Origin of the sequence: Dietzia sp. NCCP-2495 (assembly GCF_026011735.1) — a bacterium.
Taxonomy (GTDB): Bacteria; Actinomycetota; Actinomycetes; order Mycobacteriales; family Mycobacteriaceae; genus Dietzia.
This window is the reverse complement of sequence record NZ_BRVN01000009.1, coordinates 1-24,812: the sequence shown is the minus strand read 5'-3', so window position 1 is coordinate 24,812 and position 24,812 is coordinate 1. Positions and strand designations below refer to the sequence as shown.

The window sequence follows — 24,812 nt, the reverse complement described above, 5'->3', positions numbered from 1 at the left end:
TGTCAGGCACCGACGCCAGGGCGCCGATGGGCGTCGCCACCCGGGGTCCGGCAGGTGCCGCCGTCAGCGGGCTCTGTCGGGCGCCGCCATCAGCGGGCTCTGTCGGGCGCCGCCGTCAGCGGGCGAGCGCGGCCTCGAGGTGCTGCAGCGACTTCTCCAGGAACGACGGCTGGAACGGCGGCAAACTGAACTGCTCGCGCAGGACGTCGGGAACCGCACTCCAGTCGTAGGTCAGCCGGACCCGGGTGCCGGTGGCCGTGGGCTCGAGGTCGTACCGCCAGGTCCACCCGCCGGTGCCGAGTTCGCCGTTCTGGTCGTACTGGCCCGGCTCCCACGCCAGGGTGCGGTCCTGCTCGAACGCGATCACCCGGTTGTGCATGGTGTACGGCGTGCCGTCCTGCGGGAACCCCATGTTCATGCCGAACACCTGGCCGACCTCGGTGATCGGCGCCGGGTCGATCGCCTCGCGCACCCAGTCGCCGGGCTCGGTCTCGTGGTGGCGCGCGGGATCGGCCAGCAGGGCGAACACCTGCGACGGAGACGCGGACACTTCGTGGTCCACGACGAAGCGGGCGGCGTCTGGGGCGGTCTGGTTCGGCTCGGCCTGGTCGGTCATGACGTGCTCCTCGGGATGGAGTTCGGGAGATCGCCACCAGCACACCACAGGCGAGGCGCTCCGCGGGACCCCCGCGGGCCACCTGCCGTCGCGGTCCGGCCCCGCGCCCACCTCTACCGGATCGCACAACCCGCCCCGCCGACCGCCACCCTCCTGGTTGTATGTCCATCTATGACAGGGCTACTCACGGACAAGACCATCGTGATCATCGGCGCCGGCCCCGGTTTCGGCCGGACCCTCGCGCTGGAGGCCGCACGCGAGGGCGCGGCCGTCGTGGTGGCGGCGCGGTCCGCCGAGCGACTGGAGAAGCTCGCCGCCGAGGTGACCGAGGCGGGCGGCCGGGCCATCGCCGCGACGGTCGACGCCACGGACCCGGAGTCGGTGCGCGCGCTTCGCGAGACCGTCGAGAAGCACACCGACGCCGTCCACGGCCTGGTCAACAGTGCGTTCGCGGTGCCCAGCATGAAGTCGCTCGCGCAGACCGACCACGCCCAGATCACCGCCGGCATCGACCTCTCGGTAATGGGCGCCCTGCGCGCGACGCAGGAGTTCACGGACCTCCTCGAGGCGGGAGGCGGTTCGGTGGTGATGATGGCCTCGGCGGTCATCCACCACTCCCGCGAGCGCTACGCCGGCTACAAGATCGCCAAGACCGCGCTGGTTGCGCTGGCCCACTCACTGGCCACGGAGCTCGGCCCGCGCGGGATCCGCATCAACACGGTCGCGCCCGGCTACATCTACGGCGACACCCTCAAGGCCTACTTCGAGTCCCTCGCCGAGAAGTACGGCGGCTCCACCGACGACGTCTACCAGCACATGGCCGCCAAGATGGACCTGCGCCGCCTGCCGTCCGAGCAGGAGATCGTCGATCCGGTCCTGTTCCTGCTGTCGAGCCGCTCGTCGGCGATCACCGGCCAGACGCTCACCGTGGACTGCGGGGAGTTCCACACCTGACGGGTCCGCTCGTCAGGTCTGTACCTCGGCCCCGGCCCCGGCCCGGTCCTGCGCCCTGACCGGCCCGGCCCTGCCCGGCCCCGGCGCACCGTCGCACCCCTAGGGGTGTCGGCCAGTGAAGATCAGGGACGGGGTCGGGTCGTTCCCCGATGTGGGATCGATCGTGCGGGAGGACAGTGGAAGTCACCGGGGGAGAGCCCCCGGAGACAACCGATCTGACGACGACACCGAGGAGTTCCGTCATGACCAGTATTCCCACTTCCGGCAATCCCTCCGGCGCCAAGCGGCTGGTCCGGTCCGACGACCGATGGATCGGTGGCGTGGCCGGCGGTGTCGCGAACTACTTCGGGGTGGACCCGACGCTGGTCCGGATCCTGTTCGCCGCGGCGCTGCTGCTGCCCGGACCGCAGGTTCTGCTCTACCTAATCCTGTGGCTCGTGATGCCGAATTCCGGAGCCTGATCCGATACTGCCCGGGACCGGGGTGGCCGGGGCATGGCAGGCTGACCCCATGAACGATTCCAGCACCCCCACCCCCGGCGAGTACGCCTCCGTCCGCATTGAGAAGGGCGCCCGTCACCCGCATGTCGCGCAGGTGACCCTCATCGGCCCCGGTCGCAACAACGGCATGGGCCCGGAGTTCTGGGCCGAGATGCCCGAGGTCATGGCCGAGCTCGATGCCGACCCCGAGATCCGTGTCGCGGTGATCGCCGGCGACGGCCGTAACTTCTCCTACGGTCTCGACCTCATGGCGATGATGCCGCAGTTCATGGAGTTCCTCCCCGAAGACAAGACGCCTGACGCCTCACGCAACGAGCGCATCCTCGACTTCGTCGAGACCATGCGCCGGGGTATCGACGCGGTGGCCGCGGCCAAGACCCCCACCGTCGCCGCGGTCCAGGGGCGGTGCATCGGCGGTGCGATCGACCTCATCTCCGCGTGCGACGTGCGGCACGGGTCGGCGGACTCGACCTACTCGATTCGCGAGGTCAAGGTCGGCATCGTCGCCGACATGGGCACGCTGGGGCGCCTGCCCCACATCATCGGCTCCGGCCTGACCCGCGAGCTCGCCCTGACGGGCCGTGACATCACCGCCGAGACGGCCCTGCGTTACGGCCTGATCTCCCACGTCGCCGACGACGCGGCCGGTGTCCTCGAGTCCGCACACGCCACGGCCGCGGAGATCGCCGACAACCCGCCGCTCGTCGTGCGCGGTGTCCGCGAGGTCCTCAATCGCGCGATCGAGGGCCCGATCCACGAGTCGAACCGCTATGTCGCGACGTGGAACGCGGGCTTCCTGGCCTCCGCCGACATGATGGAGGCCATCGGCGCCGCGCTCGAGAAGCGGGACGCCAAGTACACCGGTCGCTGACCCGCCGGCGGGCGGCCCCGGACGCGAGTCCGCCGCCCGCCACTTGCCTACCGCGGGCCCGCGCCTGCAAACCGCGAGGCCTCCCGCCCGCCGCGGGCCCGCGCCTGCAAACCGCGAGGCCTCCCGCCCGCCGCGAGCCCGCGCCTGCAAACCGCGAGCCGTCACTCCGGTACGTTTTCCCGAGAATTCACCTGGGGAAACGCTGACCGGAGTGACGGCTCGTTCGGTTATGCGTGGGGCCGGGACCGCAAGCTCGATGCTGAAAACAGGCCCGACGCGGTCAGCGGGCAGCGGTCAGTGGGCCGCGACGAGCAACGACGAGACTAGCAACGACGCGACGCACAGCGGCCCCACGCACAACGAGCAGAGGGTTCTACACACCTCCCTGTCGGGAGCCGTGTGCAGAACCCTCTGCGTATTTCAGGTGGTCCGGAGTCAGCTGACGCTGACCATCTCCCGGTCCTGAGCGTCGGTGCGCGCGGCACCGGGGGCCTCGACCGCGAGGTTCTCGCCCTCGATGTCGACCTTCGGCAGGATCCGGGCCAGCCATCCGGGCAGCCACCAGGCCTTGTCGCCGAGCAGGTACATTAGCGACGGCATGACCACCATGCGGACGATGAAGGCGTCGAAGAACACGGCCGCCGCGAGCGCGAAGCCCATCGTCTTGATGAACGCCATGTCCATGAAGATAAAGGCGCCGAACACGCTGATCATGATCACCGCGGCGGCGCTCACGACGCGGGCGCCGTACTTGTACCCGTGGACCACCGCGTCGCCGGCGTTCTCGCCGTGCGAGTACGACTCCCGCATCCGCGAGACCAGGAAGACCTGGTAGTCCATGGCGAGGCCGAAGACCAGTCCGATGAGGATGATCGGCAGGAAGCTGATGATCGGAGTGCCCTCGACCAGCCCGAGCCAGCCCCACTGGAAGATCGCGACGGTGGCGCCGAGCGTCGCCAGCACGGACAGCAGGAAGCCGAGCGCGGCGGTGAGCGGCACGACGATCGAGCGGAACACCACCATGAGCAGCAGGAATGCCAGGGTCACGACGATCGCCAGGTAGGGGATAAGTGCGTCGAACAGTCGCTCGGACACGTCGGCCTGGATGGCGGTGAGCCCGGTGATGCCGTAGTTCGCGCCGGTCTCCGCGGTGTACGCGTCGGCGTGATCGCGCATCGTGTGCAGCAGGTCCTCGGTGGCCTCGTCGGTCGGACCGGTGGTGGGGCTGACGAGGATCTGTGCGGTGTCGGCGCTGGCCGGGTCGGCGGGGTCGCCGTTGGTTCCGATCACCTGGGCGTTGACCACGCCGTCTATCTCGCGGAAGTCGGCGGCCGCGGTCTGGAAGGCCGACATCCGCTCGTCGGCGGGCACCTCGGCGGCGTCGACGATCGCCAGAAGCGGGGCGTTGGCGCCGGGGCCGAAGCCGCGCTCGAGCAGGTCGGAGGCGTCGCGGGCGGGGGTGCCCTTCTCCATGGTGGTGTCCGACGGGAGGGCCAGTCGCATGGAGCCCACCGGGATGGCCAGCAGCGCGAGGATGATCACGCCTCCGGCGAGCCCGATCCAGGGCTTGGCGCGCATGGCCTTGGCGAAGCGCTCGCCGGCGGTGTGGACGCCGTCGTCCTCGGGGTCGGGCGCGGTGATCTTCGGCAGGCGCCCGGCAAAGACCTTGCCCTTGAGCGCGCCGAACAGCGCGGGGAGGAGCGTGAGGGCGATGAGGACGGAGACCACGACGGCGCCGGCCGCGGCGAGTGCCATCACTGACAGGAACGGGATCCCCACGACCGTGAGGGCGACCAGCGCGATGAACACGGTGAGACCGGCGAACACCACTGCCGATCCGGCGGTGCCCACCGCGCGACCGGCGGCGTGTGCGCGATCGTCGGTGAGTCGGATCTCGTGCTTGAAGCGGCTGGCGATGAACAGGGAGTAGTCGATCGCCACGGCGAGGCCGAGCATGGTGGCCAGGATCGGGGTCATGTCGTTGACGTCCACCACACCGGAGAGGGAGTGGACGGACAGGACGGCGATGCCCACGCCGACGATCGCGGTGACGATCGGCAGGCCGGCGGCGGCGATGGACCCGAAGGTGACGGCCAGGACGATGAGGGCCACGACGATGCCGATGATCTCGGACGTGAACCCGATGGCGCCCATGTCCTGGGCGGCGGGACCGTTGTAGGCCACCTCGAGGCCGAGCGAGTCACCGGTCTCGGCGACGGCGTCCATCGCCTGGCGCTGCTCGTCGGTGATGTCGATAGCGGTGGGGGTGATCTCGGTGTCGAATGCGGCCTGGACCTTGTAGACCGACGCATCGGGGGAGAGGGGTGAGACCGTCTCGGCGTCCTTGGCGGCCTGGGCCTCGTCTCCACCGGCGGCGGTGGCCTGCTGGATCAGGCCGGCGGACTGGGCGTTCACGGCGGTGACCCAGGGCAGGTCGCCCTCGGCCCCGGATGCGAGCGCCTCGGCGGGCAGGCCCAGCGTGCCCACGGCGTCAGGGGTGGCCAGGCCGGGGATCGCGCGGATCTCGTCGAGGACCTCGGCTACCTTCTCCTGGTTCTCCGGGCTGGTCAGCGGGCTGGAGTCCGGCGTCGCGATGACCATCGTGAAGGTCGGGGCGGTCTGCGGGTCCTCGCCGGTGTCGCTGGGGAAGCGCTCGGTGAGCAGGGTCTGCGCCCGCTCCGACGGGATGCCGGGGATGGTGAACGAACTGGAGGCCGGCGCCGAGAACGCCGCCGCCAGGCCACCGACCACGGCGAGGAGCCCGATCCAGGAGGCCAGGACGATGTACCAGCGTCGGTACGAGGCCCGTCCGATGCGGTAGAGGAAGGAAGCCATGTGGTCTGTCTGCTCCTAGTCGGTGGGGGTGGGGGCGGCGGCGACGGCGGTGGCCGGTGCCGGATCGGTGGGGGTGGGGGCCGCGACGAGCATCGGCAGTGCCGTGAACGCCTCGCGGAGGAGGTCCTGGTGGGTGCGGCCGCCGAACTCGTCTGTGTCCTTGATCCGGATGACCGTGACCGCCAGGGTGAACGAGAGCTCGACCAGCACGTGGGGCACCACCGAGACGGCGGGGTCCACGCCGAGGCGCCGTGCGATCTCGTGGACGTTGCGGGAACCCACTTCGGGGTGGGAATCCCGGAGGTGGCGACGGAGGTCGGAGTTGGTCTCGATCGCGTCGACGAGTGCGCTCAGCTCCGCGATGTCGTCGTCGTGTCGACCGAGCATGGCCAGCCACGCGCCGCGGAGGGGGTCCGCGCAGCTGAGCTCGTCGCTCTGGTCGCACAGGAGGCCGTGGAACTCGGTGATGAGGTCGGTCGCCAGGTGCCCGAGGACCGCGGCCTTGCCGGGGAAGTAGTTGTGGAAGGTGCGCACCGAGACGCCGGCGGTGCGCGCGATCGCCTCGACGGTCGTGGCCTCGTAGCCGTCACGGGCGACGTGCAGCAGTGCGGCGTCGGACAGCGCGGATCGGGTCTGCGCCTTCTTCTCTTCGCGCAGCCCGCGGGGTTTGAGACAGTCGGGACTCACCAGGCCCACGGTACGGATCGTGCATGCCGATGCAAAGTTTCAGAGTCATGAAATTTCGTGATGATCATCACCGTGACCTGCGGCACAGTGGATCGGCGCGGGTAACCGTCGGCCGAACCCCGGCGTTGGACCGCTCATTGAAATGGCCGGGGCCCGGCACCGATCGTCGGTGCCGGGCCCGGAGCGAGGGCGCTGTGGGTCAGCCCCGGAAGGGCTCGGCCTTGTCCTCGGGGTGCTTCACGAAGTTCTCGAGACCCTCGGCGACGAGCTTCTCGCCCCACGCCTTGTCCTTCCACTCGCCGGGCGTGACGTGCTTGCCGGGCTCGAGGTCCTTGTAGTGGAGGAAGAAGTGCTCGATGGCCTTGAGTTCGAACTCCGGCACGTCGCCGACGTCCTGGATGTGGTCCCAGCGCGGGTCGCCGTCGGGGACGCACAGGAGCTTGTCGTCGCCGCCGGCCTCATCCGACATGGTGTAGACGGCCACGACGCGGGCGTTGACGATCACGCCGGGGAAGACGGACTCGTCGAGCAGCACGAGGGCGTCGCAGGGGTCGCCGTCGTCGGCGAGGGTCTCGTCGATGTAGCCGTAGTCGGCCGGGTATCCCATCGAGGTGTAGAGGAACCGGTCGAGGTAGATCTTCCCGGTCTCGTGGTGGATCTCGTACTTGTTACGCGACCCCTTGGGGATCTCGATGGTCACTTCGACGGACACTGGCGTACCTCGCTGATCGGAGTTGTCTGTTTCCGGGTCTGCGCGCCCGGGGAATCCGGGCTGATTCTAGTAGGCGCTCCGGTGTCGGGGGTGGGCGACACCGTGGGTCCCCGCTAGCGTGGATGGCTGCAGACGACGCCGCGCTCGACGGCGCCACAGATCAGGCGAGGACGACGAGGGGGCGGTCCGTGGCAGAGCGGGGTGTGTGGCGCGGCCGGTCACTGGCGTGGCGGATCGGTGTGTCCGTGGTGGTCCTGGCGGTGCTCGTCGCCGCCGTGGTGGCGGCCGCTCTGGTCACGGAGGTCGACGACGACAACGCCGCCGCACCCGGGCTGCCCGCCTCTCCCGAGGTCCGCGCCCCGGGCCTACTCGCGGTGAGCGAGGACGCGCCGATGCCCGATCCCGCTGCGCTCGCCCGGGTGCTGGCCCCGTTGGCGGATTCGGCGGAGGTGGGCGAACTTGCCGGCCGGGTGGTGGACGACGCGACGGGGCAGGTGCTGTGGGAGCGCGACCCGGACAAGCCGAAGGTCCCCGCGTCGACCACGAAGCTCCTCACCGCTCTGGCGGCGCTCACGCAGCTGCCGGCGGACAAGCGCGTCGACACGGTGGTCGCCCGAGGCTCCGATCCCACGACCCTCGTCGTGATCCCGGGCGGTGACCCGACCATGTCCCGGGGCTCCGAGTCGGGCCCGCTCTTCCCCGGCTCGGCGACGGTGGTGGAGCTGGCCGACATCGTGCGTGGGGCGGGGTTCACGCCGGCACGGATCGTCGTGGCCCCCGGACCGTATATGGGGCCGGGGTTGGGGCCGGGCTGGTCACGGGGGGAGATCGCCTCGGGGAATCTCGCCCCGATCGAGCCGTGGATGCTCGACGGCGGGCGTATGGACCCGGCCGACGAGTACTCGCCGCGGTACCCCGAGCCCGCCCTGGCCGCGGGCCGGATCCTCGCCCGTCAGCTGGGCGTGGACCCCGAGACGGTGCGGGTGTCGGCGGAACCGGTGGAGACAGGCGAGGAGCTCGGGAAGGTCTCGTCCGCGGACCTGGTCGAGCGCGTGCGGTCGATGCTTGTGCACTCGGATAACGTGCTGGCCGAGGCGGTCTGCCGGGAGGTGGCACTGTCCCGCCATCCGGACCAGAAGGCGGACTTCGCCGCCGGGGCCACCGCGGTCACCGACACCCTGACCGAGCTGGGGATGGACCTGTCCGGCGTGCGCCTGGACGACTGCTCCGGCATGAGCGCCGGCAACCGGATCCCGGCGCGTGTGCTCACCGACGTCCTGCGGGTCGCGTCGGGCCCGGACGCCTCTCGCGAGATGCGCGACCTGCTCGACACCCTGCCCATCGCGTCCGGGTCGGGCACCCTGGTGGACCGCTTCGACGGCCCCTCCGGCGCCGGCGCCGGCTGGGTGCGCGCCAAGACCGGCACGCTGAGCGGGACGAGTGCGCTGGCCGGCACGGTGACCAGCGTCGACGGACGGCCGATGAGCTTCGCGCTGTTGTCCACGGGCACCGACCCCGCCATCGCTCGTCCGGTGCTCGACCAGATCGCCGCGGAGCTCCGCACCTGTGGCTGCCGCTGACCGTCCCGCAGCCGCCTGGACAGGCGACGCCTGGACCGTCCGGTCGGCGGTGCGGGCCTTCCGACGTGACCACCCCGAGGTCGGCGACGACGTGTGCGTCGGCCTGTCCGGCGGAGCCGACTCGCTGGCCCTGCTCGCCGCCGCCGTGGCCGAGTTCGACCGGGTCACTGCGCTGATCGTCGACCACGGACTGCAGGCCGGCTCGGATGAGGTCGCGAGGGACGCGGCCGCGGCAGCCCGCGGGCTCGGTGCGGAGGCGGAGATCCTCGTCGTCGTCGTGGACAAGGGCGGTTCCGGCCCCGAGGCCGACGCGCGCTCCGCCCGGTACACCGCGCTCGACGGCGCGCGCCGGTCCCGCCCCGTCCTCCTGGCGCACACGCTCGACGACCAGGCAGAGACGGTCCTCCTCGGGCTGGGCCGCGGCTCCGGCGCGCGGTCCCTGCGCGGCATGGCCGACTGGGACGCGCCGTGGGGCCGCCCGCTGCTCGGGGTGCGCGCCGGCGAGACCCGCGCCGCGTGCCGTGTCCTCGGCCTGACCTGGTGGGACGACCCGCACAACACCGACCCCACGTTCACGCGCGTGCGCCTGCGGCACGAGGTGCTGCCGCTGCTCGAGGACGTGCTCGGCGGTGGCGCGGCGGAAGGGCTGGCGCGCACCGCCGAGCTGCTCGGGGTCGACGACGACGAGCTCGACCGCCGCGCCGCCGAGGCCTATGCCGCCGCGGCCGACGCTCCTCGCGGTGACGCCTCACGCTCCCCGCACGTCGCGCTGGACACCGCCGCGCTCGAGGCGCTGCCCACCGCGGTGCTCACCCGCGTGATCCGGCGCTGGCTGCTCGCCGGCGGCGTGGCCTCCCCGACGTACGTGCACCTGACGGGCGTGGCGGCGCTGGTCACCGACTGGCGCGGGCAGGGCGGCGTGGCCGTAGGCGGAGTGGCCGTGGGAGGCGGAGGTGGGGCGGCTCCGGGCGGCGGATCGGCAGGTAGCAGCATCGGACCGGCAGGTCGCGGCAGTGGATCCGGCGAGGTTCGGGTGACCAGGTTGGTCGCCCGGCGTCGGCATGGAAAGGTGGTCCTGGAGATGGACCGGGCGAGCGGATCGGGGAGCTAGATGACGACGGACAAGTACGCGGACGAGATCGAATCCGTCCTGCTGGGCGAGGACCAGATCCGGGAGCGGATCGCCGAGATGGCCGCCGCCGTCGGCGAGAAGTACGCCGATGTCGAGCAGGAGGTCGTGCTGATCGCGGTGCTCAAGGGCGCGGCGATCTTCGTCTCCGACTTCGCCCGCGCACTGCCGATTCCGTCCGAGATGGAGTTCATGGCCGTCAGCTCGTACGGCTCCTCCACCAGCTCGTCCGGCGTCGTGCGGATCCTCAAGGACCTCGACCGCGACATCGCGGACCGTGACGTGATCATCGTCGAGGACATCATCGACTCCGGCCTCACCCTGTCCTGGCTGATGCGCAACCTCCGCACGCGCAACCCGCGGTCGATCGAGATCGTCACCCTGCTGCGCAAGCCCGACGCGGTGAAGGCTGACCTCGACATCCTCGAGATCGGCTTCGACATCCCCAACGAGTTCGTGGTGGGCTACGGCCTGGACTTCGCCGAGCGCTACCGCGACCTGCCGTACATCGGCAAGCTGCACCCGCGCATGTATTCCTGAGGCTGCGGGGGCTCCGGCGCCCCGGCGTTGTGCCGACTGCGCCTCACCTCGCCAGCTCGGACCCCACGCCTGCCAGGGCTCGCGCCTGTCCGGATCCCGCGCTGCGATTGCAAGACATCCCCGGACGGTTGCACGACATCTCATGCGAGAAATCGGTCCGGAACCGCACCTCATGTCGCGCAACTATGGGTCGATGTCTTGCAACCGGGAGGGAGGTGCGGCTGCACGTCGAGCGCCGCAATTGGACCATGGTCCGAAAACCGTGATGCGCATCACATGTCGGATATATGCTCGCGGCATGTACCCCGGAGCCTTCGCCGCCACCACGCCCGACAAGCCCGCCGCCATCCGCCCCGCCACGGGCGAGCAAGTCACGTACGCCGAGCTCGAGGCCCGATCGGCCCAGCTCGCGCACCTGCTGGTCGACGACTGGGGGATGCGTCCCGGCGAGACCATCGCGGTGGTCTCGGACAACACCCTCGAGATGCTCGAGATCTACTGGGGAGCGCTGCGTGTCGGCCTCTACATCGCGGCCATCAACCACCATCTCACCGCGGATGAGTCGTCCTACATCATCGGCGACTGCGGAGCACGCGCTCTGTTCGTCTCCGCGCCAGTGGCGGACCATGTCGATCTGTCGGAGGGCGCGAACCCGAGCGTGGAGCACCGCGTGGTGTTCGGCGGCCAACTCGCCGGCTTCGAGGACTACCGCACGTTGCTTGAGGGGCAGCCGACCGAGGCGCCGGCGGATCAGCCCCGCGGCCACGACTTCCTCTATTCCTCCGGCACCACAGGCCGGCCGAAGGGCGTGCGCGTCGATCCGCCAGAGGGGCAGATCGACGAGGTGCCGGACTATTACACGCCGATCTTCAGCTTCCTCTACGGCTTCGATGCGAGCAGCATCTACCTGTGCCCGGCGCCGCTGTATCACGCTGCGCCGCTGCGGTTCTGCGGTGTGGTGAATTCGGTCGGCGGCACGGTGATCCTCATGGACCGCTTCGACGCGGAGGAGTCACTGCGGCTCATCCAGGAGTACGAGGTCACGCATTCGCAGTGGGTGCCGACCATGTTCGTGCGCATGCTCAAGCTGCCGGAGGCCACGCGCGCGAAGTACGACCTGTCGAGCCTGACGCACGCCATCCACGCGGCCGCGCCGTGCCCGCCGGAGGTCAAGCGCCGCATGATCGAGTGGTGGGGCCCGGTGATCCACGAGTACTACTCGGCCACCGAGGGAATGGGCATCACGTTCATCAACTCGCAGGAGGCGCTCGAGCGGCCGGGCTCGGTGGGTAAGGACGGGCTCAAGGGGATCGCGCACATCTGTGACGACGACGGCAACGAACTCCCGACCGGCGAGATCGGGACCATCTACTGGCAGAACGACGAGAACTCTTTCTCGTACCACGGCGACGACGAGAAGACGGCGTCCGTCCGCCACCCCGATCACCCGACCTGGGCCACGTTCGGCGACGTGGGCTACCTCGATGAGGACCGCTTCCTCTACCTGACCGACCGCAAGGCGTTCACCATTATCTCGGGCGGCGTGAACATCTACCCGCAGGAGATCGAGAACGCGCTCGTGCTGCACCCGGCCGTCGAGGACGTGGCCGTGATCGGCATCCCCGACGAGGATCTGGGGGAGAAGGTGTACGCGGTGGTGGTGGCTGCCGAGGGGCGCGAGCCCGGGCCGGAACTGGCGGAGGAGATCCTCGGGGCGTTGCGGGGCACCATCTCGGATTTCAAGATGCCCCGCGGACTGGACTTCGTCGACGAGCTGCCCCGTACGCCGACGGGCAAGCTGGTCAAGCGCCGGATCGTGCAGCAGTACGCGTAGTGAGCGGCCTGTCCAGCACTGCGAGTAGTGAACGACTCTCCTGGCAGTACGTGTAGTGAACAATGGCCGGCATGGACCGGACCCCCGAATTCGAACGTGAACGCCAGCCCCACAGCAGGTTGTTGCTTCCTACGCCAACGGGAACCTCACCTTCGGCGGCAGGATGACGATCGCGCCGCTACTCGGGATGATGGCGTACTTCGGTGGCGAGCCGGCGACGCGGGCGCTGATCGCGTCCACTCCGGCTCACGACATCACCATCGCGCCGTGGGTGAAGGTGGTCGGCGCTCTGGTGACGGCGAACATCGCGATCAACAGGGCGGTCGACGCGCTGCCGTTCCGGGAGCAGCGTCTGAGGTGGCGGGGCCGAAACGGCGACCGGTTCTGGCGGATCAACATGGTGACCTCGCGGGTCTCGGCGAGGAAGAACGGGATCACGTCGACCCCGTACGACCACCACGACGGGACGCCGGCCACCCCCGCGGGCTGTCCGATCCACTGACCAGGCCGGCCGCCCGAACACGCTGACCAGGCCGGCCGCCCGAATCCGCTGACCAGGCCGGTTGCCCGATCCACTGATCGGGCCGGGTGCCCGGCTAGCGACCCGCGGTGCGGGCGTTGTCGTCGTCGCCCCTCTCGATCGCCGCGGCGAGCGCCAACAGGGTCGCCTCGGACCCGGGGCGACCCACCAACTGGACCGACGTGGGCAGGTACCGCCCGAGCGTGGTGTGCGTGGAGCCGCACGGCACGGTCATGGCGGGCCAGCCCAGGACGTTGGCGAGCGGGAAGAACGGCGCGAACCGCATCGACGCCCACAGTGAGCGGCCCCAGGAGCGGCGGTGCCAGTCGGTCGCCTCGGGCGGGAGGTCGGCGAGTGCCGGGGTGAGCCACACGTCCACGCTGGCGGCGTCCATCGCGCGTTCGACCTCGGCGCGCAGTGCCTCGACCCCGCGGTTCCAGCGGGTGTCGCCGTCGCCCGCCATCCCGTTGCGGAACACCGTGCGCCCGAGCAGCGCGTGGTGGCGGGTCCGACGCTCCATCGCGGACAGCGGCAGGTTCTCGGCCTCGGCCGCCCGGGCGACGGCGGAGGTCCATCTGGCCAGGTAGAGGACCGGATCGCGCGGGGAGGGGAGGGAGGTGTCGACGACGACGAGGTCCCGCCCACGCAGGATCGAGGCCGCGTCCCGGGCCGCACGGATCCACGGCTCGTGGATGCGGACCAGATCGAGCCCGAGGCGGATCGGGCTCGCGACGGACAGGCCGATCCGGGTGCCCTCCGGCACCTCTGTGGGGGAGGCGAGCTCGGGGCGTCCGGCCATGACCGACAGGGCCAGGGCCACGTCGGCGACCGTCCTCGCCAGCGGTCCGGACTCGGCGAGTCCGCCCCAGTTCCCGGCGCTCAACCGGGTGGGGACCACGCCGGTTCCGGGTTTGATGGTGACCAGGCCGCAGGCGGCGGAGGGGATGCGCAGCGACCCCATGCCGTCGTCGCCGATCGCGAGCGGCACCATCCCGGAGGCGACGGACGTGGCCGAGCCTCCCGAGGATCCGCCCGAGGTCAGGGACAGGTCCAGTGGGTTGCGGGTGATGCCGTGGGCGTCGGAATCGGTCATCCCCCACGTGCACAGTTGGGGGGTCGCGGTGATCCCGACGGGGAGCGCCCCGGCCGCCAGCAGGGGCGTGACCACCGGGTTGTCGAGGGTGACGGTGCCCTTGATCGCCAGCGGGACCCCCGCCAGGGGGAGTGCCGCGCGCTGGTCGGGGCCCATCGCGTCGACGGCGGCGCCGGCGGCCCGTCCGTCCGCGCGGAGGATCGAGGTGAAGGCGCGCAGGGTCGGATCGGCGTCGGTGATCCGGTCGACGGCGGCGTCCAGGGCCTCCAGGGCGCCGAGTTCGCCGGAACGCACGGCGTCGGCGGTGTCGATGGCGGTGGGCAGGGGGCTGGTCACGGCCACGATCGTACGACGACGAGCCCGGTGTCCGTTCGCGCTCCTCGATCACGCTGTCCGCCGTGGGCGATCAGGCCGGTCGGCTGTCGGAGTTCGCAGGTAGCCTGGTCAGATACCGACCCAGTCGGTCGCAACACCTGGTCCCCCGTCCGGCGGGGCCGTTCTCCCCACACGAGGACCGAATGGATCGAAAGAGCAGCACCGTCTTCCGCAACGTCGCGATCGCAGGCGTCATCATCCTGATGATCGTCGGTTTCTCGTTCTTCGCGAACAACGAGCGCGGGTACGCCGAGGTCGACACCTCGGTGGCCCTGGCTCAGGTCGACGCAGGCAATGTCAAGGAAGCCCTGATCGAGGACCGGGAGCAGCAGCTGCGGCTGGAGCTCACCGAACCCGTCAGCCCGGCCGAGGGGGAGGACGCGACCGACAAGATCATCGCCAAGTACCCGGAGCGGGCGGCGGACCAGATCTTCGACCGGGTCGCAGCGGCGGAGCCGGAGAAGTACGACACGGAGGTCACGCAGCAGGGCTTCCTGATGCAGATGGCCTCGTTCCTGCTGCCGATGCTCATCCTGTTCGGTTTGCTGTTCTTCTTCATGTCGCGCATGCAGGGCGGCAAGGGCGGCCTGTTCGGTGTGGGTAAGTCGCGCGCGGTGGAGTTCACCAAGGACATGCCGCAGACCACGTTCGCCGACGTCGCGGGCGAGGACGAGGCGGTCGAGGAACTCAACGAGATCAAGGACTTCCTCCAGAACCCGGCCCGATACGAGCGGCTCGGCGCGAAGATCCCGCGTGGCGTCCTGCTCTACGGTCCGCCCGGTACCGGTAAGACTCTGCTGGCTCGCGCGGTGGCCGGCGAGGCGGGAGTGCCGTTCTACTCGATCTCCGGGTCGGACTTCGTGGAGATGTTCGTCGGTGTGGGCGCGTCCCGCGTTCGCGACCTGTTCGAGAAGGCCAAGCAGAACTCGCCCTGCATCGTCTTTGTCGACGAGATCGACGCGGTGGGGCGCCACCGCGGATCGGGCATGGGCGGCGGTCACGACGAGCGTGAGCAGACGCTCAACCAGCTGCTCGTGGAGATGGACGGGTTCGACGACCGGTCGACGGTCATCCTCATCGCGGCCACCAACCGACCGGACGTGCTGGACCCGGCACTGCTCCGCCCGGGTCGCTTCGACCGGCAGGTCCCGGTCACCAACCCCGATCTCCGTGGTCGCGAGGCGATCCTCGCCGTGCACTCGGTGGGCAAGCCTTTGGCGGCGGACGTGGACATGAACTCGCTGGCCAAGCGCACCATCGGCATGTCTGGCGCGGACCTGGCCAACGTCCTCAACGAGGGCGCTCTGCTGGCGGCGCGAATGGGTCGCGACGAGATCTCGATCGACATCCTCGAAGAGGCCACGGACCGCGTGGTGGGCGGCCCGCGTCGCAAGCACCGCGTGATCAGTGAGCACGAGAAGAAGGTCACGGCCTATCACGAGTCCGGCCACGCGCTGGCCGCGTGGGCGATGGAGGACCTGGAGCCGGTCCACAAGGTCACGATCCTGGCCCGTGGGCGCACCGGCGGTCACGCGCTGGTCGTGCCGGAGGACGACAAGTCGTTGATGACCCGCGCGGACATGATCGCGCGCATCGTCATGGCGATGGGTGGCCGTGCGGCCGAGGAGTACATCTTCGGCGACCCCACCTCGGGCGCGAGCTCGGACATCGACCAGGCCACCCGGATCGCCCGGACGATGGTCACGGAGTACGGGATGAGCGCCAAGCTCGGCGCGGTCAAGTACGGCAGTGAGGGCGGGGACCCGTTCCTCGGTCGCGGTGGCGGGGGCGGCGCCGAGTACTCGCCCGAGGTCGCGAAGATCATCGACGACGAGGTGCGGCGGATCATCGACGCGGCGCACACCGAGGCGTGGCAGGTGCTGGACTCCAACCGCGGCATCCTCGACGCGGTCGCGGGGGAGTTGCTGGAGAAGGAGACACTCCGGCAGGACGATCTGGAGCGCCTGTTCGCCGATGTCGTCAAGCGTCCCCGGATCACCGAGTTCGACGATTTCGGTGGCCGCATCCCGTCCACCCAGCCGCCCATCAAGACCCCGGGTGAGCTGGCCAAGGAGCGCGGCGAGCCGTGGCCCCCGCCGGTGACCGACCCCTTCGCCATGCCGGTGCTGCCCGCCAGCCGCGACACCGAACGCGACCCCGGTCCGGTGTCCGGGGATCCCCGCCCCGATGCCCCGTACCCGGTTCCTGCCGGACGCGACGGGAACGGCAGCAGTGCCGACGGTGGCGGCGGCGCCGGCAGCAGAGTCGGCTCCGGCTCCGGCCCGGACGCCCGGACCACGACGATCCCGTCCTACGGGACCCCGCCGCCCCCGGGCTGGTCGGCTCCCGGCTGGCCTCCGCAGCCGTCGAACGGCTCGACCGCGCCGAGTGCGGCGCCGAGTACCGCGGAGACGACCCGCCTCCAGGCGTACCCCGCCTCGGGCGAGCGCACGGCGGGCTACGAGTCGCCGTCGGCTCCGGACGGCCCCAGCGCACCTGATGCCCCCGAGGCCATCGGGACACCCGCGACCTCCGAGGCTCCGCAGGCCCCGGCTCGCCATGATGAGCGGGATCCGCAGCCGGACTGGTCCGCTACGTCGCCGCGGGCGTGGTCGGCAACGGAGCCCACAGAGTCCACGCCCGCCGGTTCCGGATCGGAGACCGTCGCGGATACTAACCCGGATGCCGATTCCGGGCGGTCCTCTCGTGGCTCGCACCGACGCGAGGACAAGGATCCGGAGTGGCGTGCGCCGTGGGAACGTGACGACTGACCTCCCGGTCGTAGACGTCTGAGAAGAGGATTGATGACGACCACAGAGAATCGCCCCGGGGTCGACGAGGTGTCTGTGTCCACGGGCAACACGAGCACTGACAGTGCGAGCACGGGCAGCGCGAGCACGGACCGCGTGTTCGACGCGGAGCGCGCCGAGGCGGCGGTACGTGAACTGCTGATCGCCGTCGGTGAGGACCCGGACCGGGAAGGGCTGCGCGATACGCCCGCCCGGGTCACCCGTGCCTACCGCGAGGTCTTCTCGGGCCTGTACGCCGACCCGTCCGAGGTGCTGGCCAAGACCTTCAACGAGGACCATCGCGAACTGGTGCTGGTGCGGGACATCCCCATCTACTCCACCTGCGAGCACCACCTCGTCCCGTTCCACGGGGTCGCCCACATCGGCTACATCCCCGGCAAGTCCGGGGCGGTCACCGGACTGAGCAAGCTCGCGCGACTCGTCGATCTCTACGCCAAGCGCCCCCAGGTCCAGGAGCGCCTGACCAGCCAGGTCGCCGACGCGCTGGTCGACCGGCTCGACCCGTCGGGTGTGCTCGTGGTGATCGAGTGCGAGCACCTGTGCATGGCCATGCGTGGCATCCGTAAGCCGGGATCGGTCACCACCACCTCGGCCGTCCGCGGCATCATGCGGTCCAACGCGGCGAGCAGGGCGGAGGCACTCGGCCTCCTGCGCGGCACGTGAGCGAGACACCCCGGCTGCCCCGACCGGATCGCTGCGCGGTCATGGGCATCCTCAACATCACCGTCGATTCATTCTCCGACGGTGGACGGCACCTCGCGTTCGACGACGCGGTGGCCCACGCTCGGCGGATGGTCGCCGACGGTGCCGACATCGTCGACGTCGGAGGCGAATCCACCCGGCCGGGCGCGATCAGGGTCGCCGAGTCCGACGAGATGCAGCGGGTCGTCCCGCTCGTACGGGCACTCCGCGCCGACGGGGTGCCCGTCTCGGTGGACACGATGCGTGCATCCGTCGCCGCAGGCGCGCTCGCCGAGGGCGCGACAATCGTCAACGACGTCTCCGGCGGACTCGCCGATCCGGACATGCTCCGGGTCGTCGCGGAGCACGGTGCACCGGTGATCCTCATGCACTGGGTCTCGCCCGACGACTACCACGCGGGAGCGGGCGGCCGGAGCGATTACGGCGGCGACGTGGTGGGCTCGGTCCGCGATCACCTGGCCCGCCGGGCCGACGCGGCGCTGGCCGCCGGCATCGCCGCCGAGGACATCGTCCTCGACCCGGGACTGGGCTTCGCCAAGGACTCCGACGACAACTGGGCGCTGCTCCGCGACATCGACCAGCTGCTCGACCTCGGGTTCCCGGTGCTCGTCGCGGCCTCGCGCAAGCGGTTCATCGGTGCGCTCCTGGCAGATCAGGACGGCAGCCCCCGCGAGGTCTCCGGGCGCGACGCCGCCACGGCGGCCGTCACGTCGATCGCTGCCGCGGCAGGCGCGTGGGGAGTGCGGGTGCACGATGTCGTCCCGAGCGCGGACGCCGTCCGGGTCGCCGCGGCGTGGTCCGCGGGACGCGCGGGACGAGCCCGACTAGCGGGAGAGTGACCATGGCCGACCGGATCGAACTCACCGGACTCAAGGTCCGCGGCAAGCACGGCGTCTTCGAGCACGAGAAGCGCGACGGCCAGGACTTCCTCGTCGACGTGGTGCTCTGGACCGACTTCTCGCGGGCCGCGGCCTCGGACGATCTCGCCGATACCGTCGACTACGGGGCACTGGCTCTTCTCGCCCGCGACATCGTGTCCGGTCCGGCGTGCGATCTCATCGAGACCGTCGTGTCCCGGATCGCCGACGGGATCATGGAGATGGCGCCCACCGCCACCGCCGTCGAGGTGACCCTGCACAAGCCACAGGCCCCCATTCCCGCCGAGTTCTCGGACGTCGCGGTGGTGGCCCGGCGCACGCGCGAGGGTGTGGCCGGATGAGCTGCCGGGCGGTGCTGTCGATCGGCGGGAACCAAGGGGACGCCCTCGGGCTGCTGCGCGGTGTCGCCGAGGCGGCCGCCGCGGACGGGATCCTGCGCGCGGTCTCATCGGTGTATTCGACCCCACCGTGGGGCGGGGTCGAGCAGGACGATTTCCTCAACGCGGTCCTCGTCGTCGACCACCCGGGCACCCCCGCCGACGTCCTCGACTGGGGCTTCGGGCGCGAGCGCGAGGCCCATCGCACGCGGGAGGTCCGCTGGGGGCCGCGCACGCTCGACGTCGACGTCGTCACCGCCACGGTGGACGGCACCGACGTCACCTCGGACGACCCGGTCCTCACCCTCCCGCATCCCCGCGCCGTCGACCGGGCGTTCGTCCTCGTGCCCTGGCTCGAGGTCGACCCGGACGCCGTCCTCTCCTCCCGTCCCGTGCGCGACCTGATCGAGGAGTTGCCCCCGGGCGAGGTGGAGGCCGTCACGAGGCTCGACCAGCGCCTGGCCCCCGAGGGGTGGGAGGGCTGACATGACACGGATACCGGCCTCCACGCTGGTGCTGGTGGCGCTCGTCGCCGCCGTGGCCGCCTTTGCGCTCACGGGGTCGTTCCTCGGCTCGATGCCGCCGATCGGCTTCGCGTGGGTGTCGCTCGTCGTGGTGGCGGTGATCGACGTGATCCTCGCGGTGCGTATCCGGTCCGCCATCTCGGACGGCTCCGTCGGCCAGGACCGTAGCCAGATGCATCCGGTGGCCATCGCCCGGAGTGCGGCGCTGGGTCAGGCGTCCGCGGTGCTCGGCGCGGCCATGTCGGGGGTCGGCGCGGGGCTCACCCTGTTCTTCCTGCTCCGCCTGGGTGAACTGGCGGTCGCGCGTGCGGAGCTGCCGGCGGCGATCGCCGTGCTGGTCTCGGGCGCGGTGTTACTGGGGGCGGGCCTGTTCCTGGAGTGGGTGTGCCAGACCCCGCCCGATGACGACGACGAGGTGCCCGGACTCGCCCAGCCGACGTGACGTCCGGGATCCGGTTCCCGGCGGCCGCGGTCCGGCCGCCCGTCGCCGTCTGGACCAACACGCGTCGGTCACCGGTGTGACTGGTGGTTCGGGCGCTATCATGCGGGGCATGAGTTCCGACGGCTCGACTGACAAGCCCAGGTCGGCTCGTCCAGGCCGCGGCGAGGACCGCGATCTGGCGAGCATAGCCCTGGGGGTGCTTCTGATCCTCGCGGTGGTGGCCACCGTGGTGATGGTCATCTCCGACAATCCCGTGTGGATGCGTGTCGGAACGCTGGCCGCGCTGTGGGCGGCCTTCATCGGAGCGTTCCTCGTCGCCCGCTACCGTCGGCAGGCCGCCGCCGAGTCGGCGCGTGTCCGCGACCTGCACACCGTCTACGAGCTGCAGCTCGAGCGCGAGATCTCGGCCCGCCGTGAGCACGAGCTCGTCGTGGAGAAGGATCTCCGCGATTCGATCAGGCTCGAGACGTCGGAGTCCGTCCTGGCCCTGCGGCACGAGATCGCGGCGCTGCGTGAGCAGCTCGGCGCGATGGGTGTGACCATCCCGGAGGACAGGTTCGCCGTGGGTGGGCACGCTCCCGCCGCCCAGATCGGTGCCGGGAACCTGCAGTCTGTTCCGTCCGAGCGGGTCGAGCCGCGGCGTCGTCCGTCCGAGTCGTCGGCAGCGCGTCCGGGGCAGACCGATCGTCCCTCGTCGGGTGCCGCGCAGGAGTCCGATGCCGGCAGGTCCGGGTCGGGCGCCGCCGCCGGTTCCGGCGCAACGGGTGCACCCGCAGCGGGCGCAGCCGCCGGTGCAGCCGCTGCGGGCGCCGCCGCCGGTGCAGCTGCGAAGACCGGCACGCGTACCGGCACGCCGGTCTCGGGCGTCGGCCCGGGCGCCACTCCGAGCACCGAGCGCACGGAGAAGCTCTCGCCGGTCGCCGACCGCGATGACACGTCGAGCACCGGCACTGCGTCCAGTTCCGGCATCGCACCTGGCTACAGCTCCGCATCGACTTCCGGCTCCGCACCTGGCTCCAGCTCCGCATCGACTTCCGGCTCCGCGTCGGCCACGCCTTCGGGCGCGAACGCCGGCTCGGGTGCGAACACTGACTCGGGTGAGATCCGTCGCCCGGCGGTCCGTCCCACGGGTGGCTCCGGCCGGGCCGCGCGTCGAGCGGCGGAGGCCGAGACCTCGAGCGTGCCGTCGGAGTCGACCTCGAGCCCGTCGCAGGAATCGTCCGCTGGCGATTCGTCGTCGGGCGAGCAGTCCGCGCCGGCCAGCCGTCACGGTCAGGGCTCTGGGCTCTCCGTGGCTGAGCTGATGGCGCGCCTCGGTGGGGATGACGTCCCGTCCGGTGGCCGTCGCCGTCGTCGCGCGGAGGACTGACGCCGTCACTGGTCCACCAGCTGCGGCTCGCTCGTCTGACCCAGCTCGCGTGGTCCAGCTCACCAAAGGATCCGCTACTCGAATTGTGGATCCGCTACCCGCAGAGGGGTAGCGGATCAGCAGGCCGGGTAGCGGATTCTTGGTTTTGGGGGTCGGGCGGTTGCGGAATGGCGCGGGGTGTGAGGTGTGCCACGTAAATGCGACGTGGACGCCCATCGGGACTATCCTCGCCAGCGAGATGTCTGGGACCCACTCACTCGTGGGCCTGGAACGGATCGAGCACTGGAGCCCCATCGATGTCCGAATTCGGCGTCACCGGAACACCCCCTGCCCGCCTTTCCATCGGCCTCATCTCCGGAGGCCGCGTAGGTACTGCCGTGGGCGCGGCCCTCGAACGGCGCGGCCACGTCGTCTCCGCGGTCGTCGCACGGTCCGAGCGGTCGCGGGACCTCGTCGCACGTCGCCTGCCCGAGGCACGCCTCACCGACCCGGTCGGCGTGGCCGAGGCGGGCGAACTCCTCATCCTGGCCGTACCCGACTCTGCGCTGCCCGGCGTCGTGGCTGAGCTCGCCGAGGCTGACGCCTTCCGTCCCGGCCACATCGTCATGCACGTCGCCGGAGCAGTGGGCGCCGAGGTCCTCCGCCCGGCCGCGGACGCCGGCGCCGTGGTGGTGGCCGCCCATCCGGCGATGACCTTCACCGGCGGCGAGGCCGATATCGACCGAATGCAGGGCTGCTCGTGGGCCCTGACCTCCCCGGACGAGACGGGACTGGTCGTGGGGCAGATGCTCGTCATGGAGACCGGCGGACTGCCCGTCACCGTCGCCGAATCCCACCGGGCCCTTTACCACGCCGCCCTCGCGCACGGCGCCAACCACCTCGTCACGCTGGTGAACGACGCCGCCGACGCCCTCGCCGCCTCCTTTGCCGTTCTGCCGGGTGGCTCGGTCGAGGGCGATCCCGACGGGATGGGCGGCCAGGATGCGGTGGCACTCGCGCGCCGTACCCTCGAGCCACTGCTCCGCGCCGCCCTCGACAACGTCCTGAACTCCGGCGACTCCGCCCTCACCGGACCCGTCATGCGTGGCGACGCCGTGACCGTCTCCCGCCACCTCGATGCACTCGAGAACGTCGACGGCGGGATCGCCGACGGCTACCGCGCCGCCGCCCTGCGTACCGCCGACCGGTGTGGCGCCGGTCGTGACGTGACCGACCTCCTGGCCCCCGACCTCACGGAGCAGCTTCGATGACCACCTCCCTCCCGGTCCACACCGCCGTCCCGGGCCGCCCGGGCACCGGCTACACGCGCGGTGAGCTGACCGTCCATCACGAGCCGGACTCGCTGCACGCGGTCACCGAATCGCTGCGCAAGGTCGGCAAGCAGATCACGTTCGTGCCCACCATGGGTGCGCTCCATGACGGCCACCTCGCGTTGGTCGAGGCTGCGCGCCGCACGCCCGGCGCCGTCGTCGTGGTCTCCATCTTCGTCAACCCGTTGCAGTTCGGTCCCGGCGAGGACCTCGACGCCTACCCACGGACACTCGACGAGGACATCGCCAAGCTCGCGGCGGCCGGCGTCGAGCTGGTGTTCGCCCCGAGCGCCACCGCCATGTATCCCGACGGCCCGCGCACCACCGTGCAGCCCGGCCCGACCGGTGACATCCTCGACGGCGGCGCCCGACCCGGCCACTTCGCCGGCATGCTCACCGTGGTCGCGAAACTGCTGGGTATCGTCGCGCCGCACCAGGCGTTCTTCGGGGAGAAGGACTACCAGCAGCTTGTCCTGATCCGCCAGATGGTCGCCGACCTCAATCTCGACGTGCGGATCGTGGGGGTGCCGACGGTCCGCGAGGCCGACGGCCTGGCCATGAGCTCGCGCAACCGCTACCTGTCCGAAGACGAGCGCGAACTGGCCACCACCATCAACGCCGCGCTCGTCGCCGGCACGTTCGCCGCCAAGGCCGGCCGCGACGCCGTGATCGAGGCCGCGGCCGCGGTCTTCGCCGAACGCCCGCAGATCTCCCTCGACTACCTCGAGCTCCGCGCCGCGGACCTCGGCGACCCGCCGGAAGAGGGCCCCGGCCGGCTCCTCGTGGCGGCCCGCATCGGAACCACCCGCCTCATCGACAACGTCGGCGTGGCCATCGGCACCGGCTTCCTCGCCGCCGCCGAGGCCACCGTCGCCGCCCAGCAGGCCGAGCTGGCCCAGGACCTCGCAGACTCCCAGGAAGGCTGACCAATGCAGCGCACCATGCTCCAGTCCAAGATCCACCGCGCCACCGTGACCCAGGCCGACCTCCACTACGTCGGCTCCTGCACCATCGACGCCGACCTCATGGACGCCGCCGACCTGCTCGAGGGCCAGCAGATCGACATTGTCGACATCAACAACGGCAACCGCCTGACCACCTACGCCATCACCGGCGAGCGCGGCTCCGGCGTGATCAGCATCAACGGTGCCGCCGCCCACCTCGTGCACCCCGGTGACCTGGTGATCATCATCGCCTACGGGATCATGGAGGACGCCGAGGCGCGGACCTACAAGCCTCGCGTGGTGTTTGTCGACGGCGACAACCGAAAGCTCACCGAGGGCGACGACCCGGCGAACGTCCCCGAGGGCTCGGGCCTGAAGAACCCGCGCGTCCCGGAACCCGCCGCCGTCTAGGCCGCGGACGACCACAGCGACCATGCTTCTCACCGTCGACGTCGGGAACACCCACATCCGGCTTGGCGTATTCCCTCTGGACGGCGGGCCGCTCGAGCGCACCTGGAGTGTGCGAACGTCCCCGTCGGTGACCTCCGACGAACTCGCGCTGACCGTCCGCGGCCTGCTGGGGGAGTGCGCCGACCGCCTGGAGGGGATCTCCGCACTGTCCGTCGTGCCCTCGGTGACTGGGGAACTGCGCCGGATGGCCGCCGACTACTGGCCGCGACTGCCGTCCGTCGTGGTGGCGCCCGGGGTGAAGACCGGGGTGCCGCTCCTCGTGGACAACCCGCGGGAAGTGGGCTCTGACCGGGTCGTCAACGCGTTGGCCGCACACTCACTGTTCGACGGTCCCGTCGTCGTCGTCGACGTCGACACGGCGACCACCGTCGACGCGATCTCCGCGCGCGGCGAGTTGCTCGGCGGGGCGATCGCGCCCGGCATCGACATCTCCGTCGACGCACTGGCGGAGCGCGCGGCGGCGCTGCGCAAGATCGAGGTGGTCCGGCCCAAGGGGGCGCTCGGCAAGAACACCGTCGCGGCGCTGCAGGCCGGCATCGTGATCGGTTTCGCCGGACAGATCGACGCCCTGGTCGACCGGCTGCGCACCGATGTCGCGGAGTTGGCGGACGCCTCTGTCGTGCTCACCGGGCTGCGGGCCGACGTGGTGGCCGAGGAATCCCGGACGGTGACCGACGTCGAGCCGGACCTCGCGCTCGAGGGGCTGCGGTTGGTGTTCGAGCGCAACTGCTAACGCCGC

The 24,812-nt window shown here is 70.8% G+C and carries 24 protein-coding genes; 19 read left to right on the top strand and 5 right to left on the bottom strand.

What is annotated here, in order from left to right; genetic code table 11:
• Nucleotides 1-115: 115 nt before the first annotated feature.
• A complete protein-coding gene (locus OPF83_RS09630; protein ID WP_264887216.1) occupies nucleotides 116-616 on the bottom strand; it encodes an SRPBCC family protein in 501 nt (166 codons plus the stop codon).
• 171 nt (nucleotides 617-787) lie between these two features.
• Here OPF83_RS09630 and OPF83_RS09625 point away from each other — a divergent pair, with 171 nt between their 5' ends.
• From OPF83_RS09625 to OPF83_RS09615, 3 genes are all read left to right on the top strand, one after another.
• Complete coding sequence (locus OPF83_RS09625; protein ID WP_264887214.1) at nucleotides 788-1,570, top strand: SDR family oxidoreductase; 783 nt, start codon at nucleotides 788-790, stop codon at nucleotides 1,568-1,570.
• Nucleotides 1,571-1,812: 242 nt separating this feature from the next.
• Complete coding sequence (locus OPF83_RS09620; protein ID WP_264887212.1) at nucleotides 1,813-2,031, top strand: PspC domain-containing protein; 219 nt, start codon at nucleotides 1,813-1,815, stop codon at nucleotides 2,029-2,031.
• A 49-nt stretch (nucleotides 2,032-2,080) separates the two neighbouring features.
• On the top strand, nucleotides 2,081-2,941 hold the full coding sequence (locus OPF83_RS09615) for a crotonase/enoyl-CoA hydratase family protein (protein ID WP_264887210.1): 861 nt from the start codon (nucleotides 2,081-2,083) through the stop codon (nucleotides 2,939-2,941).
• Nucleotides 2,942-3,376: 435 nt separating this feature from the next.
• On the opposite strand, the gene OPF83_RS09610 is transcribed toward OPF83_RS09615, so the two are convergent.
• From OPF83_RS09610 to OPF83_RS09600, 3 genes are all read right to left on the bottom strand, one after another.
• A complete protein-coding gene (locus OPF83_RS09610) occupies nucleotides 3,377-5,776 on the bottom strand; it encodes an MMPL family transporter (protein ID WP_264887208.1) in 2,400 nt (799 codons plus the stop codon).
• A gap of 15 nt (nucleotides 5,777-5,791) precedes the next feature.
• Complete coding sequence (locus tag OPF83_RS09605) at nucleotides 5,792-6,463, bottom strand: TetR/AcrR family transcriptional regulator (RefSeq protein ID WP_264887206.1); 672 nt, start codon at nucleotides 6,461-6,463, stop codon at nucleotides 5,792-5,794.
• A gap of 199 nt (nucleotides 6,464-6,662) precedes the next feature.
• Nucleotides 6,663-7,175, bottom strand: a complete 513-nt coding sequence (locus OPF83_RS09600) for an inorganic diphosphatase (RefSeq protein ID WP_264887204.1) — start codon at nucleotides 7,173-7,175, stop codon at nucleotides 6,663-6,665.
• A 122-nt stretch (nucleotides 7,176-7,297) separates the two neighbouring features.
• Here OPF83_RS09600 and dacB point away from each other — a divergent pair, with 122 nt between their 5' ends.
• The 5 genes from dacB to OPF83_RS09575 all read left to right on the top strand — a co-directional run bounded on the left by dacB (nucleotide 7,298) and on the right by OPF83_RS09575 (nucleotide 12,760).
• Entirely contained in the window at nucleotides 7,298-8,755 is a 1,458-nt protein-coding gene (gene dacB, locus OPF83_RS09595; protein WP_264887202.1) for a D-alanyl-D-alanine carboxypeptidase/D-alanyl-D-alanine-endopeptidase, read from the top strand.
• The gene (gene tilS / locus OPF83_RS09590; RefSeq protein ID WP_375546243.1) at nucleotides 8,742-9,866 is read left to right on the top strand and encodes a tRNA lysidine(34) synthetase TilS; all 1,125 of its coding nucleotides are present in this window, start codon (nucleotides 8,742-8,744) and stop codon (nucleotides 9,864-9,866) included. Before dacB ends, tilS begins: the two co-directional genes overlap by 14 nt.
• Nucleotides 9,867-10,424 carry a hypoxanthine phosphoribosyltransferase gene (gene hpt, locus OPF83_RS09585; RefSeq protein ID WP_264887200.1) on the top strand — a complete coding sequence of 186 codons (558 nt, stop codon included), beginning with the start codon at nucleotides 9,867-9,869 and terminating at the stop codon, nucleotides 10,422-10,424.
• 298 nt (nucleotides 10,425-10,722) lie between these two features.
• Entirely contained in the window at nucleotides 10,723-12,258 is a 1,536-nt protein-coding gene (locus tag OPF83_RS09580) for an acyl-CoA synthetase (RefSeq protein WP_264887198.1), read from the top strand.
• A 163-nt stretch (nucleotides 12,259-12,421) separates the two neighbouring features.
• Nucleotides 12,422-12,760, top strand: coding sequence for a hypothetical protein (locus OPF83_RS09575; protein WP_264887196.1), 339 nt, complete (start codon nucleotides 12,422-12,424; stop codon nucleotides 12,758-12,760).
• 94 nt (nucleotides 12,761-12,854) lie between these two features.
• On the opposite strand, the gene OPF83_RS09570 is transcribed toward OPF83_RS09575, so the two are convergent.
• Entirely contained in the window at nucleotides 12,855-14,207 is a 1,353-nt protein-coding gene (locus tag OPF83_RS09570; protein WP_264887194.1) for an amidase, read from the bottom strand.
• A 182-nt stretch (nucleotides 14,208-14,389) separates the two neighbouring features.
• Between OPF83_RS09570 and ftsH the strand changes: the two genes are divergently transcribed.
• The 11 genes from ftsH to OPF83_RS09515 all read left to right on the top strand — a co-directional run bounded on the left by ftsH (nucleotide 14,390) and on the right by OPF83_RS09515 (nucleotide 24,806).
• A complete protein-coding gene (gene ftsH / locus OPF83_RS09565; protein ID WP_264887192.1) occupies nucleotides 14,390-17,017 on the top strand; it encodes an ATP-dependent zinc metalloprotease FtsH in 2,628 nt (875 codons plus the stop codon).
• A gap of 33 nt (nucleotides 17,018-17,050) precedes the next feature.
• Complete coding sequence (folE, locus tag OPF83_RS09560; protein ID WP_264887191.1) at nucleotides 17,051-17,719, top strand: GTP cyclohydrolase I FolE; 669 nt, start codon at nucleotides 17,051-17,053, stop codon at nucleotides 17,717-17,719.
• A gap of 41 nt (nucleotides 17,720-17,760) precedes the next feature.
• Nucleotides 17,761-18,597: a dihydropteroate synthase gene (gene folP / locus OPF83_RS09555; protein WP_264887323.1), complete on the top strand. Its 837-nt coding sequence runs from the start codon at nucleotides 17,761-17,763 to the stop codon at nucleotides 18,595-18,597.
• Nucleotides 18,598-18,599: 2 nt separating this feature from the next.
• Nucleotides 18,600-18,977 (top strand): dihydroneopterin aldolase, encoded by a 378-nt coding sequence (folB, locus tag OPF83_RS09550; RefSeq protein WP_264887190.1) that lies wholly within the window; start codon nucleotides 18,600-18,602, stop codon nucleotides 18,975-18,977.
• Entirely contained in the window at nucleotides 18,974-19,498 is a 525-nt protein-coding gene (folK, locus tag OPF83_RS09545; RefSeq protein ID WP_264887189.1) for a 2-amino-4-hydroxy-6-hydroxymethyldihydropteridine diphosphokinase, read from the top strand. The genes folB and folK overlap by 4 nt, the downstream gene beginning before the upstream one ends.
• A 1-nt stretch (nucleotide 19,499) precedes the next feature.
• On the top strand, nucleotides 19,500-19,979 hold the full coding sequence (locus tag OPF83_RS09540) for a DUF3180 domain-containing protein (RefSeq protein ID WP_264887188.1): 480 nt from the start codon (nucleotides 19,500-19,502) through the stop codon (nucleotides 19,977-19,979).
• A gap of 109 nt (nucleotides 19,980-20,088) precedes the next feature.
• On the top strand, nucleotides 20,089-21,348 hold the full coding sequence (locus OPF83_RS09535) for a DUF6779 domain-containing protein (RefSeq protein WP_264887187.1): 1,260 nt from the start codon (nucleotides 20,089-20,091) through the stop codon (nucleotides 21,346-21,348).
• Between the two features lie 296 nt (nucleotides 21,349-21,644).
• Complete coding sequence (locus OPF83_RS09530) at nucleotides 21,645-22,598, top strand: Rossmann-like and DUF2520 domain-containing protein (protein ID WP_264887186.1); 954 nt, start codon at nucleotides 21,645-21,647, stop codon at nucleotides 22,596-22,598.
• On the top strand, nucleotides 22,595-23,584 hold the full coding sequence (panC, locus tag OPF83_RS09525; RefSeq protein WP_264887185.1) for a pantoate--beta-alanine ligase: 990 nt from the start codon (nucleotides 22,595-22,597) through the stop codon (nucleotides 23,582-23,584). The genes OPF83_RS09530 and panC overlap by 4 nt, the downstream gene beginning before the upstream one ends.
• A gap of 3 nt (nucleotides 23,585-23,587) precedes the next feature.
• Nucleotides 23,588-24,013 carry an aspartate 1-decarboxylase gene (gene panD, locus OPF83_RS09520; RefSeq protein WP_264887184.1) on the top strand — a complete coding sequence of 142 codons (426 nt, stop codon included), beginning with the start codon at nucleotides 23,588-23,590 and terminating at the stop codon, nucleotides 24,011-24,013.
• A gap of 22 nt (nucleotides 24,014-24,035) precedes the next feature.
• Nucleotides 24,036-24,806 (top strand): type III pantothenate kinase, encoded by a 771-nt coding sequence (locus tag OPF83_RS09515; protein WP_264887183.1) that lies wholly within the window; start codon nucleotides 24,036-24,038, stop codon nucleotides 24,804-24,806.
• Nucleotides 24,807-24,812: the final 6 nt, after the last annotated feature.

Excerpts from the sequence above, each read along its gene's own strand:
- OPF83_RS09515 (WP_264887183.1), top strand. The coding sequence starts at position 24,036 with ATGCTTCTCACCGTCGACGTCGGGAACACCCACATCCGGCTTGGCGTA.
- folB (WP_264887190.1), top strand. The coding sequence starts at position 18,600 with ATGGCCGACCGGATCGAACTCACCGGACTCAAGGTCCGCGGCAAGCAC.
- OPF83_RS09535 (WP_264887187.1), top strand. The coding sequence starts at position 20,089 with ATGAGTTCCGACGGCTCGACTGACAAGCCCAGGTCGGCTCGTCCAGGC.
- OPF83_RS09615 (WP_264887210.1), top strand. The coding sequence starts at position 2,081 with ATGAACGATTCCAGCACCCCCACCCCCGGCGAGTACGCCTCCGTCCGC.
- folE (WP_264887191.1), top strand. The coding sequence starts at position 17,051 with ATGACGACCACAGAGAATCGCCCCGGGGTCGACGAGGTGTCTGTGTCC.
- folP (WP_264887323.1), top strand. The coding sequence starts at position 17,761 with ATGGGCATCCTCAACATCACCGTCGATTCATTCTCCGACGGTGGACGG.
- OPF83_RS09625 (WP_264887214.1), top strand. The coding sequence starts at position 788 with ATGACAGGGCTACTCACGGACAAGACCATCGTGATCATCGGCGCCGGC.
- OPF83_RS09620 (WP_264887212.1), top strand. The coding sequence starts at position 1,813 with ATGACCAGTATTCCCACTTCCGGCAATCCCTCCGGCGCCAAGCGGCTG.
- ftsH (WP_264887192.1), top strand. The coding sequence starts at position 14,390 with ATGGATCGAAAGAGCAGCACCGTCTTCCGCAACGTCGCGATCGCAGGC.
- folK (WP_264887189.1), top strand. The coding sequence starts at position 18,974 with ATGAGCTGCCGGGCGGTGCTGTCGATCGGCGGGAACCAAGGGGACGCC.
- OPF83_RS09630 (WP_264887216.1), bottom strand. The coding sequence starts at position 616 with ATGACCGACCAGGCCGAGCCGAACCAGACCGCCCCAGACGCCGCCCGC.
- OPF83_RS09530 (WP_264887186.1), top strand. The coding sequence starts at position 21,645 with ATGTCCGAATTCGGCGTCACCGGAACACCCCCTGCCCGCCTTTCCATC.
- OPF83_RS09580 (WP_264887198.1), top strand. The coding sequence starts at position 10,723 with ATGTACCCCGGAGCCTTCGCCGCCACCACGCCCGACAAGCCCGCCGCC.
- dacB (WP_264887202.1), top strand. The coding sequence starts at position 7,298 with ATGGCTGCAGACGACGCCGCGCTCGACGGCGCCACAGATCAGGCGAGG.
- OPF83_RS09575 (WP_264887196.1), top strand. The coding sequence starts at position 12,422 with ATGACGATCGCGCCGCTACTCGGGATGATGGCGTACTTCGGTGGCGAG.
- panD (WP_264887184.1), top strand. The coding sequence starts at position 23,588 with ATGCAGCGCACCATGCTCCAGTCCAAGATCCACCGCGCCACCGTGACC.
- panC (WP_264887185.1), top strand. The coding sequence starts at position 22,595 with ATGACCACCTCCCTCCCGGTCCACACCGCCGTCCCGGGCCGCCCGGGC.
- hpt (WP_264887200.1), top strand. The coding sequence starts at position 9,867 with ATGACGACGGACAAGTACGCGGACGAGATCGAATCCGTCCTGCTGGGC.
- OPF83_RS09610 (WP_264887208.1), bottom strand. The coding sequence starts at position 5,776 with ATGGCTTCCTTCCTCTACCGCATCGGACGGGCCTCGTACCGACGCTGG.
- OPF83_RS09540 (WP_264887188.1), top strand. The coding sequence starts at position 19,500 with ATGACACGGATACCGGCCTCCACGCTGGTGCTGGTGGCGCTCGTCGCC.